General features: G+C 67.6%; 19 protein-coding genes. 9 read left to right on the forward strand and 10 right to left on the reverse strand.

Annotation, left to right across the window (positions count from 1 at the left end; all coding sequences use genetic code 11):
* Positions 1–14 precede the first annotated feature (14 nt).
* Positions 15–722, reverse strand: a complete 708-nt coding sequence (locus ACW18B_RS03040; RefSeq protein WP_492049432.1) for a DUF1223 domain-containing protein — start codon at positions 720–722, stop codon at positions 15–17.
* Between the two features lie 251 nt (positions 723–973).
* A complete protein-coding gene (gene acnA / locus ACW18B_RS03045) occupies positions 974–3661 on the reverse strand; it encodes an aconitate hydratase AcnA (RefSeq protein ID WP_492049433.1) in 2688 nt (895 codons plus the stop codon).
* 181 nt (positions 3662–3842) lie between these two features.
* On the opposite strand from acnA, the gene ccmA reads away from it, so the two are divergent.
* From ccmA to ACW18B_RS03085, 8 genes are all read left to right on the forward strand, one after another.
* Positions 3843–4445, forward strand: coding sequence for a heme ABC exporter ATP-binding protein CcmA (gene ccmA / locus ACW18B_RS03050; protein ID WP_492049435.1), 603 nt, complete (start codon positions 3843–3845; stop codon positions 4443–4445).
* Complete coding sequence (gene ccmB, locus ACW18B_RS03055) at positions 4442–5107, forward strand: heme exporter protein CcmB (protein WP_492049437.1); 666 nt, start codon at positions 4442–4444, stop codon at positions 5105–5107. The genes ccmA and ccmB overlap by 4 nt, the downstream gene beginning before the upstream one ends.
* A 116-nt stretch (positions 5108–5223) precedes the next feature.
* The gene (locus ACW18B_RS03060; protein ID WP_492049438.1) at positions 5224–5796 is read left to right on the forward strand and encodes a Spy/CpxP family protein refolding chaperone; all 573 of its coding nucleotides are present in this window, start codon (positions 5224–5226) and stop codon (positions 5794–5796) included.
* A 48-nt stretch (positions 5797–5844) separates the two neighbouring features.
* Entirely contained in the window at positions 5845–6591 is a 747-nt protein-coding gene (ccmC, locus tag ACW18B_RS03065; protein WP_492049440.1) for a heme ABC transporter permease CcmC, read from the forward strand.
* Between the two features lie 2 nt (positions 6592–6593).
* Positions 6594–6779 carry a heme exporter protein CcmD gene (ccmD, locus tag ACW18B_RS03070; protein WP_492049442.1) on the forward strand — a complete coding sequence of 62 codons (186 nt, stop codon included), beginning with the start codon at positions 6594–6596 and terminating at the stop codon, positions 6777–6779.
* Positions 6776–7288, forward strand: a complete 513-nt coding sequence (locus tag ACW18B_RS03075) for a DsbE family thiol:disulfide interchange protein (protein WP_492049444.1) — start codon at positions 6776–6778, stop codon at positions 7286–7288. Before ccmD ends, ACW18B_RS03075 begins: the two co-directional genes overlap by 4 nt.
* Positions 7289–7525: 237 nt before the next feature.
* Positions 7526–7801 (forward strand): hypothetical protein, encoded by a 276-nt coding sequence (locus ACW18B_RS03080; protein WP_492049446.1) that lies wholly within the window; start codon positions 7526–7528, stop codon positions 7799–7801.
* 16 nt (positions 7802–7817) lie between these two features.
* Complete coding sequence (locus ACW18B_RS03085; protein WP_492049448.1) at positions 7818–8120, forward strand: hypothetical protein; 303 nt, start codon at positions 7818–7820, stop codon at positions 8118–8120.
* 10 nt (positions 8121–8130) lie between these two features.
* On the opposite strand, the gene ACW18B_RS03090 is transcribed toward ACW18B_RS03085, so the two are convergent.
* The 3 genes from ACW18B_RS03090 to ftsY form a co-directional block, all read right to left on the reverse strand.
* Positions 8131–8685 carry a MarR family winged helix-turn-helix transcriptional regulator gene (locus ACW18B_RS03090; protein WP_492049450.1) on the reverse strand — a complete coding sequence of 185 codons (555 nt, stop codon included), beginning with the start codon at positions 8683–8685 and terminating at the stop codon, positions 8131–8133.
* Between the two features lie 121 nt (positions 8686–8806).
* On the reverse strand, positions 8807–9412 hold the full coding sequence (locus tag ACW18B_RS03095; RefSeq protein ID WP_492049452.1) for an inner membrane-spanning protein YciB: 606 nt from the start codon (positions 9410–9412) through the stop codon (positions 8807–8809).
* 3 nt (positions 9413–9415) lie between these two features.
* Positions 9416–10357, reverse strand: a complete 942-nt coding sequence (gene ftsY, locus ACW18B_RS03100; protein ID WP_492049453.1) for a signal recognition particle-docking protein FtsY — start codon at positions 10355–10357, stop codon at positions 9416–9418.
* A 91-nt stretch (positions 10358–10448) separates the two neighbouring features.
* On the opposite strand from ftsY, the gene ACW18B_RS03105 reads away from it, so the two are divergent.
* Complete coding sequence (locus tag ACW18B_RS03105; protein WP_492049455.1) at positions 10449–11087, forward strand: trimeric intracellular cation channel family protein; 639 nt, start codon at positions 10449–10451, stop codon at positions 11085–11087.
* Between the two features lie 539 nt (positions 11088–11626).
* On the opposite strand, the gene ACW18B_RS03110 is transcribed toward ACW18B_RS03105, so the two are convergent.
* From ACW18B_RS03110 to dapF, 5 genes are read right to left on the reverse strand one after another with little or no spacing between them, the layout of a single operon-like run.
* Positions 11627–12058 (reverse strand): GFA family protein, encoded by a 432-nt coding sequence (locus tag ACW18B_RS03110; RefSeq protein WP_492049457.1) that lies wholly within the window; start codon positions 12056–12058, stop codon positions 11627–11629.
* A gap of 21 nt (positions 12059–12079) precedes the next feature.
* Entirely contained in the window at positions 12080–13132 is a 1053-nt protein-coding gene (locus ACW18B_RS03115; protein WP_492049458.1) for an endonuclease/exonuclease/phosphatase family protein, read from the reverse strand.
* A 1-nt stretch (position 13133) separates the two neighbouring features.
* Entirely contained in the window at positions 13134–14465 is a 1332-nt protein-coding gene (mtaB, locus tag ACW18B_RS03120) for a tRNA (N(6)-L-threonylcarbamoyladenosine(37)-C(2))-methylthiotransferase MtaB (RefSeq protein WP_492049460.1), read from the reverse strand.
* Positions 14462–15385, reverse strand: a complete 924-nt coding sequence (locus tag ACW18B_RS03125; protein WP_492049462.1) for an SDR family NAD(P)-dependent oxidoreductase — start codon at positions 15383–15385, stop codon at positions 14462–14464. Before ACW18B_RS03125 ends, mtaB begins: the two co-directional genes overlap by 4 nt.
* The gene (dapF, locus tag ACW18B_RS03130) at positions 15298–16167 is read right to left on the reverse strand and encodes a diaminopimelate epimerase (protein WP_492049463.1); all 870 of its coding nucleotides are present in this window, start codon (positions 16165–16167) and stop codon (positions 15298–15300) included. Before dapF ends, ACW18B_RS03125 begins: the two co-directional genes overlap by 88 nt.
* Between the last annotated feature and the right edge of the window lie 26 nt (positions 16168–16193).

A 16193-nucleotide genomic window follows, 5' to 3' on the forward strand; every position in this document is an offset into this window, starting at 1 on the left:
AGGACGGAAAGGGCCTAACGCTCGGCGGTGTCCAGAACCCCGAGAATCCGGCCGCCCTTGGCGCCCTGAACGATCACCACGGTCTCCAGATCGTCTTCCGTCGCCTTGGGCAGACGATAGAGCTTGGGTCGGCCCGACCAGGGACCCAGCCGGACCAGTTCGCGCACCACGTTACGCTGCACCAGGGTCTGGCCCTTGTTGTCGCCGCGGCGGACGGCGATCTGCTGTTCGCGCGGATCGAACCGCACCATCCACACCTCGCCCCCGCCGCGCGGTGCGGGGCCCGAGCCGACCGCGACGCGGGCCTTGCCGATGAACAGCATGTCGGGCGGGTTGGACGGCGCGTTGGCCGCGGTCTCGACCAGATCCTCGACGGCCTCGGCCTTGGCGCCGGAGGCCTGGACGCGGCCATCCACCACCATCTGGGGCGTCGGCACGTCGCGGAGGGAAAACTTCTTGGCGTAGGCGCGCTGGCGGTCGGCGAAGTCGGGCTTGGCGAAGGTGTCCTTCCAGCCCAGATAATCCCAGTAATCGACCGCATAAGTCAGGGCCAGAACGCCGTCGCGATCGGCCAGGTCGGCGGCCAACTGGTTGGCCTTGCCGCAAGACGAGCAGCCTTGAGCCGTGAACAGCTCGACGACGACCGGAGGCTTGGCCCAGGCGGCGGTCGCAACAAGGCCCGAGAGAGCCAGACAGATCAGGGAAAGGGCGACCTTACGCATTGCGTGGCACTTAAGCCAAGATCACCCCGGAAGGCCGTTCACGAGACCGTGAAGTGGGCTTCTTTTGCAAAGGGGTCGTGCGTCCTTCGAGGCTCGCCGCTGGCTCGCACCCCAGGATGGGGACGTTTGCGCCCCTGAAACCCTCATCCTGAGGCGCCCGCGAAGCGGGCCTCGAAGGACGCAGGGCGCTAAACGAAAAAGCCGGGCCCCAAAGGACCCGGCTTGATCGCATTCAACGCTGACGCGTCGCCTTAGTCGGCGCGCGCCAGATTGCGCAGCACGTAGTTCAACACGCCGCCGTTCTTGAAGTACTCAAGCTCGGTCGGGGTATCGATACGGCAACGCACCGGGAAGCGGGCGATGCGGCCGTCGGTCGGGCGGTAAAGCTCGACGATCAGCTGCTTGCGCGGCGCCAGGTCCTGCAGGCCGCGGATCGAGACGATTTCCTCGCCCGTCAGTTCCAGCTTCTGCCAGCCGTCCTGGATGAACTGCAGCGGCAGAACGCCCATGCCGACCAGGTTCGAACGGTGGATGCGTTCGAAGCTTTCGGTGATCACCGCGCGGACGCCCAGGAGCTTGGTGCCCTTGGCGGCCCAGTCCCGCGACGAGCCGGTGCCGTATTCCTTGCCGGCGAAGACCACCGAGGGGCGACCCTCTTCCTGGTACTTCATGGCCGCGTCGTAGATCGACATCACCTGGCCCGACGGGAAGTGCTTGGTAACGCCCCCTTCGATGTCCGGGGTGATGCGGTTGCGGATGCGGATATTGGCGAAGGTGCCGCGCATCATGACCTGGTGGTTGCCGCGACGGGCGCCGTAACCGTTGAAGTCGATGGGCTGGACGCCGTTGTCGATCAGGTACTGACCAGCAGGGCTCGAGGCCTTGATCGAACCGGCCGGGCTGATGTGGTCGGTGGTGATCGAGTCGCCGAACACGGCCAGGACGCGGGCTTCCACGATGTCGGTGACCGGAGTCGGGGTCATCGACATGTTCGGGAAGTAGGGCGGGTTCTGGACGTAGGTGGAGTCGCCTTCCCAGGCATAGGTCTGGCCGCCGGTGATCTTGATCCCCTGCCAGTTCTTGTCGCCCTTGAAGACGTCGCCATAGCGGGTGGCGAACATCTTCTCGGTGACCGACTTGCGCTGCAGGGCGGCGATGTCCTCGTTCGAAGGCCAGATGTCCTTCAGATAGACGGGCTTGCCGCCCTTGCCTTCGCCGAGGGGCTCGGTGGTCAGGTCGATCTTCATCGTGCCGGCCAAGGCGTAGGCCACCACCAGAGGCGGCGAGGCCAGGTAGTTGGCGCGGACGTCGGGGTTCACGCGGCCTTCGAAGTTGCGGTTGCCCGACAGGACCGAGCAGGCGACCAGATCATTGTCGCTGATGGTCTTGCTGATGGCTTCCGGCAGCGGACCCGAATTGCCGATGCAGGTGGTGCAGCCGTAGCCGACCAGGTTGAAGCCCAGAGCGTCCAGATGCTTGGTCAGGCCGGCCTTCAGCAGATAGTCGGTGACCACCTGCGAGCCGGGGGCCAGCGAGGTCTTCACCCACGGCTTGACCTTCAGACCCTTGGCGACCGCGTTCTTGGCCAGCAGGCCGGCGGCGATCAGCACCGAGGGGTTGGAGGTGTTGGTGCACGAGGTGATGGCGGCGATGACCACGTCGCCGTGACCGACGTCGAAGTTTTCGCCCGCCACCGGCGCACGCAGCCCAGGGCTGTCGGCCTTGCCGAATTCACCGACCAGAGACTCGGCGAACTTGCTGGCGGCTTCGGTCAGCAGAACGCGGTCCTGGGGACGCTTGGGGCCGGCCAGCGACGGCAGAACCGCCGACAGATCCAGCTCCAGATTGTCGGTGAAGGTCGGCTCGGGCGTGCCCGGCTCCCACCACAGACCCTGCTCCTTGGCATAGGCCTCGACCAGGGCGACGCGATCGGCTTCGCGGCCGGTGCCCTTCAGATAGGCGATGGTGGCGGCGCTGATCGGGAAGAAGCCGCAGGTTGCGCCGTATTCCGGCGCCATGTTGGCGATGGTGGCCTGGTCTTCCAGAGTCAGGTTGGCCAGGGCGTCGCCGTAGAATTCGACGAACTTGCCGACCACGCTCTTCTTGCGCAGCATCTGGGTGACGGTGAGCACCAGGTCGGTGGCGGTCGCGCCTTCCGGCATGGCGCCGGTCAGCTTGAAGCCGATGACCTCGGGGATCAGCATCGGGATCGGCTGGCCCAGCATCGCGGCTTCAGCCTCGATGCCGCCCACGCCCCAGCCCAGGACCGACAGGCCATTGACCATGGTGGTGTGGCTGTCGGTGCCGACCACGGTGTCGGGATAGGCGAAGGTTTCGCCGTCGACTTCGTTGGTCCAGACCGTCTTGGCCAGATATTCCAGGTTCACCTGGTGGCAGATGCCGGTGCCCGGGGGAACGACGCGGAAGTTGTTGAAGGCCGACGAGCCCCAGCGCAGGAAGCGGTAACGCTCGATATTGCGCTCATATTCGCGGGCGACATTGGCGTCATAGGCCTTGGCGTCGCCGAAATTGTCGACCATCACCGAGTGGTCGATGACCAGGTCGACGGGGTTGAGCGGGTTGATCTTGGCCGCATCGGCGCCCAGGGCGACCATGGCGTCGCGCATGGCGGCCAGGTCGACGACGGCGGGAACGCCGGTGAAGTCCTGCATCAGCACGCGGGCCGGGCGGAAGCTGATTTCGTGCTCCACCGCGCCCTTGTTCTGCAGCCACGCGGCCACGGCCGACAGGTCCGGTTCGCTGACCGAGACGCCGTCTTCGTTGCGCAGCAGGTTTTCCAGCAGCACCTTCATCGAGACCGGCAGCGAAGAAACACCGGTCAGACCGGCTTCCTCGGCGGCGCGAAGGCTGTAATAGACGTAGGTCTTGCCGCCGACGACAAGTTCGCGGCGGGCTTTAAGGCTGTCTACAGACGCCATTTCGGGGGATCCCTTCTCTGTCCACGGCCGTCAGAAAACCACTCCCGGGATCGCGCGATCGAGGCGGACCCACAGCGTCCATCCCCGCGCCGCGTACGCCCCTGACTATTTGGAGGGTGACGGCCGAGGGCTTCTTAGCGCTGCTCGCGCGGAACGTCCATGCGCCGGTCAGGGACATGGCATGTTGAGAGCTGTTCTCATTAAGGATTTGGCGATCGCGCGCGGCGAGCGGCGGCTGTTCTCGGGCCTGGATCTGTCCCTCGGATCGGGGGAGGCCGTGGCCCTGACCGGCCGCAACGGCGCCGGCAAGACCAGCCTGCTGCGCGCCGTGGCCGGCCTGCTGCGGCCCGAGGCCGGGCAGATCACCTTCGAGGGTCTCGACGCTGAGGCCGCCCGCGCCGAGCAACTGCACATGGTCGGCCACCATGACGGCCTGAAATCCAGCCGCTCGGCCTGGGAGGAACTGCGCTTCCAGACCCTGTGGACCGGCGGCGACGAGGCCGGGGCCCGGGCGGCGGCCGAGCGGTTTGACCTCAATCGCCTGCTGGAGCTGGAGGTGCGCCGGCTGTCGGCCGGTCAGAGACGTCGCCTGGCCCTGGCGCGGCTGGTCGCCAGTCCGCGAACCCTGTGGCTGCTGGATGAGCCGATGGCGCCGCTGGACGCCGGCCACCGCCAGGTCTTCGGGGCCGTGATGGCCGAGCACCTGAACGGCGGCGGCATGATCCTGGCGGCCGTACATGATCCCCTGCCCGTCCCGGCCCGTGATGTCAGGGTCGGCGCATGAGCGCCTTCCTGATCCTGCTGCGCCGCGAACTGACCCTGGCCTGGGGCAAGGGCGGCGGACCGCTGCTGGCCCTGTCGTTCTATGCGTGCGTCGTCACCCTTCTGCCCCTGGCCGCCGGCCGCGGGCCCGAGCGGCTGGCCGTGATCGCGCCGGGCATCGCCTGGCTGGCCCTGGCCCTGGCGGCCCTGCTGTCGCTGGAGCGTCTGTTCGAACGCGATTTCGAGGATGGAGCCCTGGACCTGCTGGCCCTGGGCCCAGCTTCGCTGGAGGCCGTGGCCGTCGCCAAGTGCCTGGCCCAGTGGCTGGCCTCGGGCGCGCCCCTGGCCCTGGCCGCCCCGATCGCCGCCCTGGCCCTGGGGGCCGATCCGAAGATCATCCCGCTTCTGGTGCTGTGCGGTCTGGCCGGCGGTCTGGCCTTCGCCTTCCTGGGCGGACTGGGCGCCAGTCTGGCCCTGGGCAGCCGGCGCGGCGGTCTGCTGGTGGCGGTGATTGTCCTGCCGCTCTATGTGCCGCCGGTGATCTTCGGAGCCGGGGCCCTGGACGCCCTGGCCAGCGGCCTGGCCTGGACCGGCGGCCTTTATCTGCTGCTGGCCTATTGCGCGGCGGCGATCGCGCTCAGTCCCCTGGCCATGGCCGCAGCGTGTCGCAACGCCCTGGATTGAGACAGGAGCCGTCCGGCCCGCTTCAGCCCTGTAACATTGTTCTCCCAGACTGACATCCTGTCGCCATACCGCGATGAGCATGCTGCCGGCAGATTTCGTTATCAGGAAACTTGATCATGCGGACTTCCACGCGCCGGCTGGCCTTGACGGCCAGCGTCCTTCTCGCCCTCTCGGGCGGCGTCGCCATGGCGCAACCCTCTCCAGCCCCGTCGCCCGCCCCCGGCGAGGGGCCGCCGCCCATGGACGGGATGCGGGGTCACGGCCCCCACGGCGATCCGGCCGCCCACGCCCAGCGCCTGCGCGACCTGCTGCAGCTGCGCCCCGACCAGGACGCCGCCCTGAAGACCTATCTCGACGCCACCGCTCGCAAGGCGATGAGGGGTCCGATGGAGCCGGACGACCTGGACAAGGCCGACAAGCCGATGACCACGCCCGAGCGCCTCGACCGCCAGGCCGCGCACATGGCCAGAATGGCCGACGGTTTCCAGAAACAGGCGGCGGCCACCAAGACCTTCTATGCGGTCCTGACCCCCAGCCAGCAAAAGGCCTTTGACGCCATGGGCCCGGGTCAGGGTCGGGGCGGTCCGCGCATGATGATGGACCATGACAAGACCGGCCAGGACGGCCCGCCGATGGGCGGACCCGGGCCCAAGCGTCCGCCTGCCGACAAGGACAAGTCCGGCCAATAACGCCGATACGCATTGCGGGCGTTCGTCGGGCGCTTTAATCAGCACCCCATGGACGCCCGTCATCCGCTGCACGTCTTTGATTTCCTGACCAACCCCGAGCGGTTCATGGCCTTCTCGCGGTGGGCGGCGCCGATGTTTGGCGTCATCGCCGCCCTGCTGGCCGCGATCGGCCTGGCCCTGACCTTCGCCGCGCCGGAAGACTATCAGCAGGGCGACACGGTGCGGATGATGTTCATCCATGTGCCGGCGGCCTCGCTGTCGATGTTCGTCTATCTGTGTCTCGGGATCGCCAGCTTCCTGTCCCTGGTGTTTCGCCACGTTCTAGCCGACGCGGCCGCTCAGGCCTGCGCCCCGCTGGGCGCGGCCTTCACCGCCCTGGCCCTGGTCACTGGCTCCCTGTGGGGCAAGCCGATGTGGGGAACCTGGTGGGTGTGGGACGCGCGCCTGACCTCGGTGCTGGTGCTGCTGCTGTTCTATCTGGGCTATCTGGCCCTGCGCGGCGCGCTCGAAGACGAGCAGAAGGGCGCCCGCGCGGCGGCGATCCTGGCCCTGATCGGCCTGATCAACCTGCCGATCGTCAAGTTTTCCGTCGACTGGTGGAACAGCCTGCACCAAGGCTCCTCCACCCTGCTGGCCAAGCCCGGCAACGGCCTGCCGGCGGTCTATGCCTGGCCGATGCTGGTCATGAGCCTGGCCTATTTGGCGGCCTTCGGATCGCTGTGGCTGGTGCGCATCCGCGCCCTGGTCTGGCGCCGCCGGGCCCGGGCCCTGGCCCTGCGCGTGGCGGAGAGCTGAAAATGCCGTTCGATTTCGACGCCGGCAAATATGCCGTCTATGTCTGGCCCGCCTTCGCCCTCAGCGTGCTCGCCTTCGTCTGGATGATCGCCGACAGCCTGCTGGGCGCCCGGCGCTGGAAGGCCGAGGTTCAGCGCCGCGAGGCCGAGCTGCGGGCCCGCGACGCCGCCAGGACGCCCACGGCATGAAGCGCTGGCTGGCTTTTACGCCGCTGATCGTGCTGGCCGCCCTGGCGGTGCTGTTCGCCGGCTACGCCCTCAAGCGCGATCCCAAGGTCTCGCCCCACGCCATGGTCGGCAAGCCCATGCCGGGCCTGTCCCTGCCGGCCCTGTCCAGCGAGCAGCGCATTCCGCTGCGGGTGGCCGCCAAGGGCCCGATGCTGGTCAATTTCTTCGCCTCGTGGTGCGCGCCCTGCGAGGTGGAGCATCCGCAACTGATGGCCCTGAAAGCCCAGGGCGTGCGCATTGTCGGCATCGCCTACAAGGACGCCCCGCCCAATACCTACGCCTTCCTCAACCGCCTGGGCGACCCGTTCGCCGCCCGGCTGGTCGATCGCGACGGCCGCGCGGGGCTGGAATTTGGCGTCACCGGTGTCCCCGAGACCTATCTAATCGGCTCGGACGGCATGATCCTGGCCAAGCACACCGGCCCCCTGACGCCGGATGCGGCCGAAGAGCTGCTGTCCAAGGCGCGTTGAATACTCAGGACTCTGAAGGAGTCTCTCTGCGTCCTTCGAGGCTCGCCTGCGGCTCGCGCCTCAGGATGAGGAATAGATAGGGATGCCCTCATCCTGAGGCGCCCTCCGACGGAGGGCCTCGAAGGACGCAAGGCGAAAACCCGCCCCACGCCTGCGCTGACACGTCGCGGGCTCCGGCGTTAACCGACTGCTAACCATGCTCGCAGACTTTCGGTTAACCATGCTAGACATCGAGTCATGAGCACCGTCCGTCCCGCCGGCTTGCCGTCCGTCCCCGCCAGGTCCGCCTCGACATCCCCGTCGAGCGGCGCCGCAACGCGTTCGGCCTTCTTCCAGGCGGCGCTCGGCGAAGCAGCCCCCACGCGGCCGGTCCAGTCCGCGGCGTCGGTGCAGATGCAGGCTCAGACCCAGGCCCAACCGCAGCGCCAGGCCCCCGCGCGGCCGTTCGTGCAGCCGGACGCCCAGCCGCAGAAAATCCTGCGTCCAGGCTCGCTGCTGAACATCGTGGTCTGAAAGACCGCTGCGGCGCATGATCCAAGTCTTCTTGGTCGCTGCCTTGCTCGCCGGACCTCTGGCTACGACGACGCCAAGTGACAAGGTCGATTTCGGCCTGACCCGTTACCTGCCTCTCAGTCCGCCAGGAACCCTGTCTTCGGACTATGTGCCGGGAGGATCAGCCGTCGTCATCGCCGCAGTCCGGCAATGCGGCGGCAAACATGCAACCTATCAGGAACACACGGACGGCGCCGCCAGCGTTCTATTCACCCGGACACGTTCGAAAGCATTGACCCGCGCCTGCCTTGCAAGGGCCTTACCGATGGTCAGCTACTAGGCCGAGCACCTTAGGCCGCCTTCTTGGCGGCCTTGTCCTTCTTGGGCTTCTTGTCTTTTTTCGGCTTGTCGGCCTTGGCCTTCTTGGCCTTGGGGGCCGCCGCGTCGGTCGCCGGATGCAGATCGGCGCCGGCCATGTCGGCCAGCAGGTCCAGGAAGCCTTCGCGCTTGCCGGGCTTGAGCAGGGCCATGATCCGCGCGTCGGCCATGGCCACCATCGGCGCGATCTCGTCCAGCACCACGCGGCCGGCGGGGGCCAGACGCACGCTGTTGGCGCGGGCGTCCTGATCCGAGCGCTGACGCTCCAGATGGCCCTTGGCGATCATCCGGGCGACCATGTCGGCCAGGGTCGAGCGGTCGATGCCGGTGGCCTTGACCAGGGCCGTCTGGGTGACGCCCTCGTTCTGCGCCACCGCCGAAAGCACGGCGAACTGCCGTTGAGTGATTCCGGCCGAGCCGCATTCCTCGGCATAGATGTCGAGCGCCAGTTGCAGCACCCGGTGCAGCAGGTGACTGGGCGATCGCGCCAGCAAACCGCTGGTTTTCTCAACCTTGATCTTGGACATGGGTTCGCCTTCGTCTTTTCAGCCGACGGACAGAGCCATATCATCGTTACACGTCGATTTGACGACAATACTCCGTGGTCGGCGGAAGCCGCCGGGGGAAGCGCTTCCAGACGCCCGCGTCTTAGAAGCCCGCGTCTGGCGGCTCAGGCGCGGCGGGCTCTTCGCCCTTGGCCATGTGCTTCATCATGAAGGGCACCTGGGTGAGGGAAAAGACGATGGCCAGCGGCAGCAGGGCCACGCGGAACTTCACCCAGGTCGGCGTGTCCTGGGTCAGGCGGACGACTTCGTTGAGCACGGCGGCCGAGGCGAAATAGGCGCCGTAGCGCAGGGTCAGGGTGCGCCAGGCGGCGTCGGGCAACTGCATGGCCTCGCCCATCAGCGCCTTGAGCGGCTGGCGCTTGAGCCACACGCCGCCGATCATCGCCGCCGCCAGGGCGCCGTTGACGACCGTGACCTTGATCTTGACGAAGACGTCGCTGTGAAACACCAGGCCCAGGGTTCCGAAGATCAGGGCCATGACCCCGGAAAACAGCGGCAGCAGGGCCAGGCGGCGCTCGACCAGATAGCCCAGGGCCAGGGCCACGGCCGAGGCGGCGACCAGAACCCAGGTGGCGGTCTGGAAGTTCTTGGTGCTGAAATAGGCGATGGCGAAGGCCAGGGGCGCGCCATAGTCGACGGCCGTCCGCACCCAGGCGGCGTTCTTTTTCTCGGTCTTCTGTTCGTCCACGGCCTAGTCCTCCAGCCCGACCAGCGAGCGCGAGAAGGCGCGGGCGTCGAAGGGTTGCAGGTCCTCGACCCCCTCGCCCACGCCGATCAGCTTGATCGGACTGTCGCTGGCCCGGGCCACCGGCACCAGCACCCCGCCGCGCGCGGTGCCGTCCAGCTTGGTCATCACAATCCCCGAAACCCCGACCTGGTTGCCGAAGATCTTTTCCTGGGCCAGGGCGTTGCGGCCGACCGTGGCGTCCAGAACCAGAAGGGTCTCGTGCGGATAGTCGGGATCGACCTTCTTCACCACACGGATGACCTTCAGCAGCTCGTCCATCAGGCCCTGCTTGTTCTGCAGCCGGCCGGCGGTGTCGATCAGCACGACGTCATAGTGCTCGGCCTTGGCGCGCTCGACGGCCTCATAGGCCAGGGCGGCGGCGTCAGAGCCCGTGGGCTTGCTCATGAAATCGGCTCCGGACCGATCGGCCCAGACCTTGAGCTGCTCGACGGCGGCGGCGCGGAACGTGTCGCCGGCGGCGATCAGGACGCGGGCGCCGCGCTCGGTGAGGTCGGCGGCGACCTTGCCCAGGGTGGTGGTCTTGCCCGAGCCGTTGACGCCGATGAACAGCACCACATAGGGCCGAGGCCCCCCCAGCGGATCGAAGCGCCCTTCGCGGTCGGCCAGCTCGGCGGCGACCAGCTCGGCCAGGGCTTCCTTGACCTCGTTTTCGGTCGAGGACTTGCCAAACCGCGCCTTGCCGAAGGCCTCGGTGATGCGCGCGGCGATTTGCGGGCCCAGATCGGCCTCGATCAGCATCTCTTCGAGGGCGTCCAGCTGCTCCTGGTCCAGGGGCTTCTTGGTGAAGCTCCCGCTGACCTGCTCGGTCATCGCCTGGGACGACCGGGCCAGGCCGGAGGTCAGGCGCTGGAACCAGCCTTTTTTCTGCTCGGGCTTATCGCTCATCCGCGCTCCTTTAGGGGAACGGGCGAAAGTGTAAATCAGATATTACCGGCCCATGGTTTCCGCGGGCGGCCAGAGCATGGCATGAACGCCCATGGACCCGCTTCTGGACCCCCTCTCGACCACCCTGTTCTGGCTCGACTACGCCGCTGTGGCTGTGTTTGGGGCGACCGGCGCCCTGGCCGCCGCCCGGCGCAAACACGACATCATCACGTTTGGGTTCTTCGCGGCGATCACCGGGGTGGGCGGCGGCACCCTGCGCGACCTGCTGATCGGCGCGCCGGTGTTCTGGATCCAGCGGCCCGGCTACATCCTGGCCTGCCTGGCCGCCGCCACGTTGGTCTGGCTGTTGGGCAAGCGGGGCTGGCGGTTCCGGGCCCTGCTATGGCTCGACGCCCTGGGCATGGCCGCCTATGCCGTGGTCGGCACCGCCAAGGCCCTGAGCCTGGGCGTCCATCCGATCACCGCCGTGGTCATGGGCGTTTTGACCACCGCCTTTGGCGGGGTGATCCGCGACGTGCTGGCCGAAGAGCCCAACCTGCTGCTGCGCCGCGAGATCTACATCACCGCCGCCCTGCTGGGCGCGTCGGTGTTCGCGGTGCTGAAACTGCTGGGCGCGCCGTTCTGGCCGGCGGGGATCGCAGGCTTTGTCGCGGCCTTCGGCCTGCGGGCCTGCGCGATCAAGCTGGGCTGGAGCCTGCCGGGGTTTGTCGGGGGCGAAGACAAGCCGTGAGCCCGCGAAAACCTAAATTCGCGAACCAACCAACAATCGAAATCATCGGGCGCCGAGCTGAAGACGTCGTAATGTGCGTCATCGTAATCATCGCCTTGGCGCTCAACATTTGGGCGGCATTCGATGCATGGGGAAACCCGGCCTCAACCGTCCCCGGACTGCGCCTGACGATCCCACCCCTTTCGATCTACCTCGTCTGGCTGCTGATTGGCGCCGGCTGGAGACTCCGAGATCGTCAACCGGCCTTCCGCGCCGATCAAGACGGTTTGCGGTTTCACCCAAGCCTGATGCCAAGGCCGCTACCCTGGTCCGAAGTGAAATCCATCGCGGTGAAGAACTCCGCGTTTGGCGGGGCCAGAGGCCGAATGCCAGACGTCAGGATTGTCACGACCAGACGCGTTTGGTCCTTGGCCAATCCCCTCGGATTGCATCGAATCCGGGTCCCGCTTCGAGTCCTGGGTCTCAGCCGGAATGAGGCCGCCGATCTTCTGCGCCAGCTCCGGCAAATCCGCGCGATAGGCGGGGACGCGGTCTAACCGTCAGCTATCCCGGTCCGGATGCTGGCGGCACGTGATCTGGCTCGGCGGACCGGTCGAGGGTCGCACCGGCAGGTCCGCCACATGGTCGATCCACGGCGCGCGGCTCTCCCGCGCCAGCTGGACCACGGGAACCACCGCCGACGGATCGTCGAACGCGAACACCGCCAGGTCGATGACCGTGTCGCTGTAGTCGAAGGTGAGCGGCGTGCCGCAGGCGGCGCAGAAGCCGCGCTTCACCTGATCCGAGCTCCGAAAATGGGTCGGCGCGCCGCGCGTCCAGGTCAGGTCGGCGAAGTTCACCGTCACCAGCGCCCCGAACGGCCCCGCGAAGGCCTTCTGGCACATGCGGCAATGGCAGATGGAGGCCCGGCCCGGCGGGCCTTCAACCCGGAACCGCACCGCCCCGCACTGGCAGCCGCCGCTTAGCGTCATTGCATCGCCCTCCTGAGGCGCCTATCGCGGCGTCAGGCGGAACGTCACCCGATAGCCGTCATGATCCGATAGCACCGGCTCGGTTCCACCGTCGAACGTCGCCTCGACCGCCAAGGGCGTCACCACCACCTGATCTCCGTCCAGAAAGCCGATCAGGTCCTGGGTGTTTAGCCAGGGCGCGTCGCCGTCATAGGAAATCTGGGTGTCGCAGGCGCGCGGCCGATCATGACACCAGCGGCTGACCACCTCGAACGGATAGTCGGCCATCACATGGTCGAAGCGGGCGGGCGAATGCATGACGTTGAAATCACCGCCCACGATCAGCGGCGCGCCGGGCGTGCGATCCTGCAGCATGAACCGCTTGAGCTCATCAGCCTGCAGGTGATGGGCGGCGGTCGCCCGCTTGCGCGGCACGCCCGAGGCGCCCTTGGAATTGAGATGGGTGTCGGCGATCTCGACCGGCGCGGGAAGACCCGGCACATCGAGACTGACCAGCATCACCCCCTTGTTGGCCAGGCAATCGAGGCCCGCGCAGTAGTGATAGGCATGCGACTTGACCCAGTTGATCGGGTGATTGCTCAGCACCCACAGGCCGCTGGACCCCCACTTGCCCCAGCCCTCGCCCTTGCGACGATACTTTACCCGCTTGAAGCGCGGCCGATCCTCGCGAACGATCAGGCTGGCGTCGCGCTGCTTCTTGCGCGGCCCCCGCGCCACATGCGGATAGCCGCTGAGCGCGATCAGGTCGGCCGTCTCTTCGCGAAAGCCCTCCTGCAACAGCACGACGTCGGGCTCGGTCCCCCGGGCGCGCATCGCGGCCAGCTGCCGACCGATGGCTTCCAGCGCCGGGCCGCGCCCCGACCGGATCGGCCAGGGCAGACCCTCGATATTATAGGTCATCACACTGAAGGCGATCGGCCTGGCCGGTCCCTGCGGCCTGAAGGCGGCCGGCGGCGTGTCCTCGGTCTTGACGACGGATCCAGGGACTTCTTCCGCGACCTGGGCCCGAGCGGGGGACAGACCGCAAAACAGGAGGACGCCCGCCAGGGCGCAGATCGCACGGCGAGCGACCACCCTAGGCCGCCAGCTCCGCGATCACCCGGCTTCCATCATGACCGGTCACCCTGAAGGCGACGATCTGACCGTGGACAGCCTCGCCGGCAAAGGTGATCTCGGTGAAGTCCTCGGCCCGGGCCACGCCGTCGCGCTCGACCAGGCCCGACAGCACCCGGCCGACCTGACGCTGGAGATGGCGTTCCAGCCCGGCCTGACCGGCTTCACGCAGGCGGCGGGCGCGGTCCTTGATCACGCCGCCCTTGACCGGCGGCATCCGCGCGGCCGGGGTGCCGGGGCGCGCGCTGTAGGGGAAGACATGCAGGAAGGCCAGACCGGCGTCTTCCACCAGCTTCAGCGTGTTTTCGAAAGCCTCTTCGGTCTCGGTGGGGAAGCCGGCGATCAGGTCGGCGCCGAAGGCGGTGTCAGGCCGCACGCGGCGCACCTCGGACACCAGTTTCAGGGCGTCCTCACGGCTGTGCCGTCGCTTCATGCGCTTGAGGATCATGTTGTCGCCCGCCTGCAGGCTCAGATGCAGATAAGGCATCAGCCGCGGCTCGGTCTCGAGCAGCTTGAACAGGTCCGGATCGATCTCGGCCGCGTCGATCGACGACAGGCGCAGGCGGGGCAGGTCCGGGACCAGTTTCAGGATGCGGCCGACCAGCTGGCCCAGGGTGGGCTGGCCCGGCAGGTCGGTTCCCCAGGAGGTGACGTCGACGCCGGTCAGGACCACCTCATTGTAGCCCTCGGCGGCCAGGCGGCGGATCTGCTCGACCACCTCGCCGGCCGGGGCCGAGCGCGAATTGCCGCGTCCGAACGGGATGATGCAGAAGGTGCAACGGTGGTCGCAGCCGTTCTGGACCTCGACATAGGCCCGGGCGCGGTCCTTGAGGCCGGAGATCAGGTGACCGGCGGTCTCCCTGATCGACATGATGTCATTGACCCGCACGCGGGTGGAGGTGTCGAGCAGGGCGCCCGGCGCGGCCTTTTCGGCATTGCCCAGCACCAGATCCACTTCCGGCATGGCGGCGAAAGCGGCGGGGTCGATCTGGGCCGCGCAGCCGGTGACGATCAGCCGGGCGTCGGGGCGCTCGCGACGGGCCTTGCGGATCGCCTGACGGGCCTGGCGCACGGCCTCGTTGGTCACCGCGCAGGTGTTGAACACCACCGCGTCCGACAGGCCGTCGGCCGAAGCGCGAGCCCGGATGGCCTCGGACTCATAGGCGTTCAGCCGGCAGCCGAACGTGACGACGTCGACGCCGTCGGGACCGGACATCGTCGTGACCGGACCGCCCTCTTCGCCAGCGGCGGGCTTGGGCGACGGCGGCCGCGAGACGACGGTGTAGGTGGTCACGACTCTACAAACGCCGCGAAGGCGTCCTTCCAGTCGGGATGCCAGCGCGACAGGGCCGGGCGGTTTTCGATGATGTCGCCCATGGCCCAGGCCATGCGCTTCTCGTCGACCGCGCGTGACACATCATTGTCGGGGCACAGGATGTAGAAGTCGCCGGCCTCGATGCGGGCCAGCATGAAGTGAACCACCTGCTCGGGCGTCCAGGCCGCGTTGGGCTTGCCGCCCGGACCGCGCTTGGTCATGCCGGTGAAGGTGTAGCCGGGGATCAGCAGGTGGGCGGTGACCTGACAGTCTTCGGTCTGGCGCAGGGTGTGGGCCAGGCCCTCGGTGAGGGCCTTCACCGCCGATTTCGAGACATTATAGGCCGTGTCGCCGGGCGGCTGGGTGATGCCCTGCTTGCTGCCGGTGTTGATGATCAGGCCAGAACGACCCGACAGGGCCATCGTCTCGCCGAACACCTGCACGCCGTTGATCACGCCCCACAGATTGACGTCGAGGATGCGCGACCAGGCGTCATCGCCGGCGAAGGCGTCGCCGCCGCCGCCGACCCCGGCATTGTTCATCAGCACATCGACCGCGCCGAACGTTTCGAGGGCGACGGTCTTGAGGGCCTCGACGGCGGCGCGGTCGGCGACGTCGGTCGGCACGGCGATCGCGCCGATGGCCTCGGCCTCTTTCTTCAGCTTGCGGCCGGTGACGTCGGCCATGACCACGTTGAGGCCCAGTTCGCGGAAAATCTTCGCGGCGGCCAGACCGATGCCGTCGGCGGCGCCGGTGATCACGGCCGTCTTGCCGGGCGCCAAGGCGGGATGAGAAAGCGCGGGATGCAGGCTCATGCGGCGACCTTTTCCGGCAGCTTGCCGGCGTATTCCATCGTCACCGGACCGGTCATGATCACGTGGCCGTCGGCCTCGCGCCATTCGATGACCAGCGAGCCGCTCTCGAATTCAATGGTGGCGACGCGATCGGTCAGGCCCCGACGCACGGCGGCGACCTGGGCGGCGCAGGCCCCGGTGCCGCAGGCGGCCGTCAGGCCCGCGCCGCGCTCCCAGACTTTCAGATTGATGTGATCGCGGGCGGCGATGTGGGCGAAGCCGACATTGACGCCCTGCGGAAACAGCGGGTGGTGCTCGACCAGGCTGCCCGTGCCCTTGGCGAACTCATCGCTGACCGGCGCGTCGACGAAGAACACCACATGCGGATTGCCCATCGAAACGCAGCCCGGCGTATGGACCAGCGGCGCGTCGATCGGACCGACCTGCAGCTCGACCCGCTCGGTGTTCATCTCTTCGGCCAGCGGGATCTGGGTCCAGTCCAGGCCCGGCGGGCCCATATCGACGGTCACGCGCTTGTCGCCGGCCATCTGGCCCGACAGGCGCCCGCCGTCAGTGTCGAAGGCGACGCTGTCCTTGCCGGCCGACTGCATCAGCAGCCAGGCCACGCAGCGCGTGCCGTTGCCGCAGGCGCCGATCTCGTCGCCGTCGGAATTCCAGAACCGCACATAGGCGCTGGCGCCCGGCGCGCGCGGCGGGTCGATGGCGATCACCTGGTCGCAGCCGATGCCGCCCCCATTACCCTTGGCATCTGGGCGTTTGGCGATGGCGCGGATCTCCTCCGCCGTCGGATTGAAGGCTTGGGTGGCGGTCTCGATCACGACGAAGTCGTTGCCGAGGCCGTTCATCTTGAGGAAACTGCGGCTCATGGTAGGGGCTATATAGTGGAAAAGTC

The sequence above is a fragment of the Caulobacter sp. FV2ps19 genome (assembly GCF_058681035.1).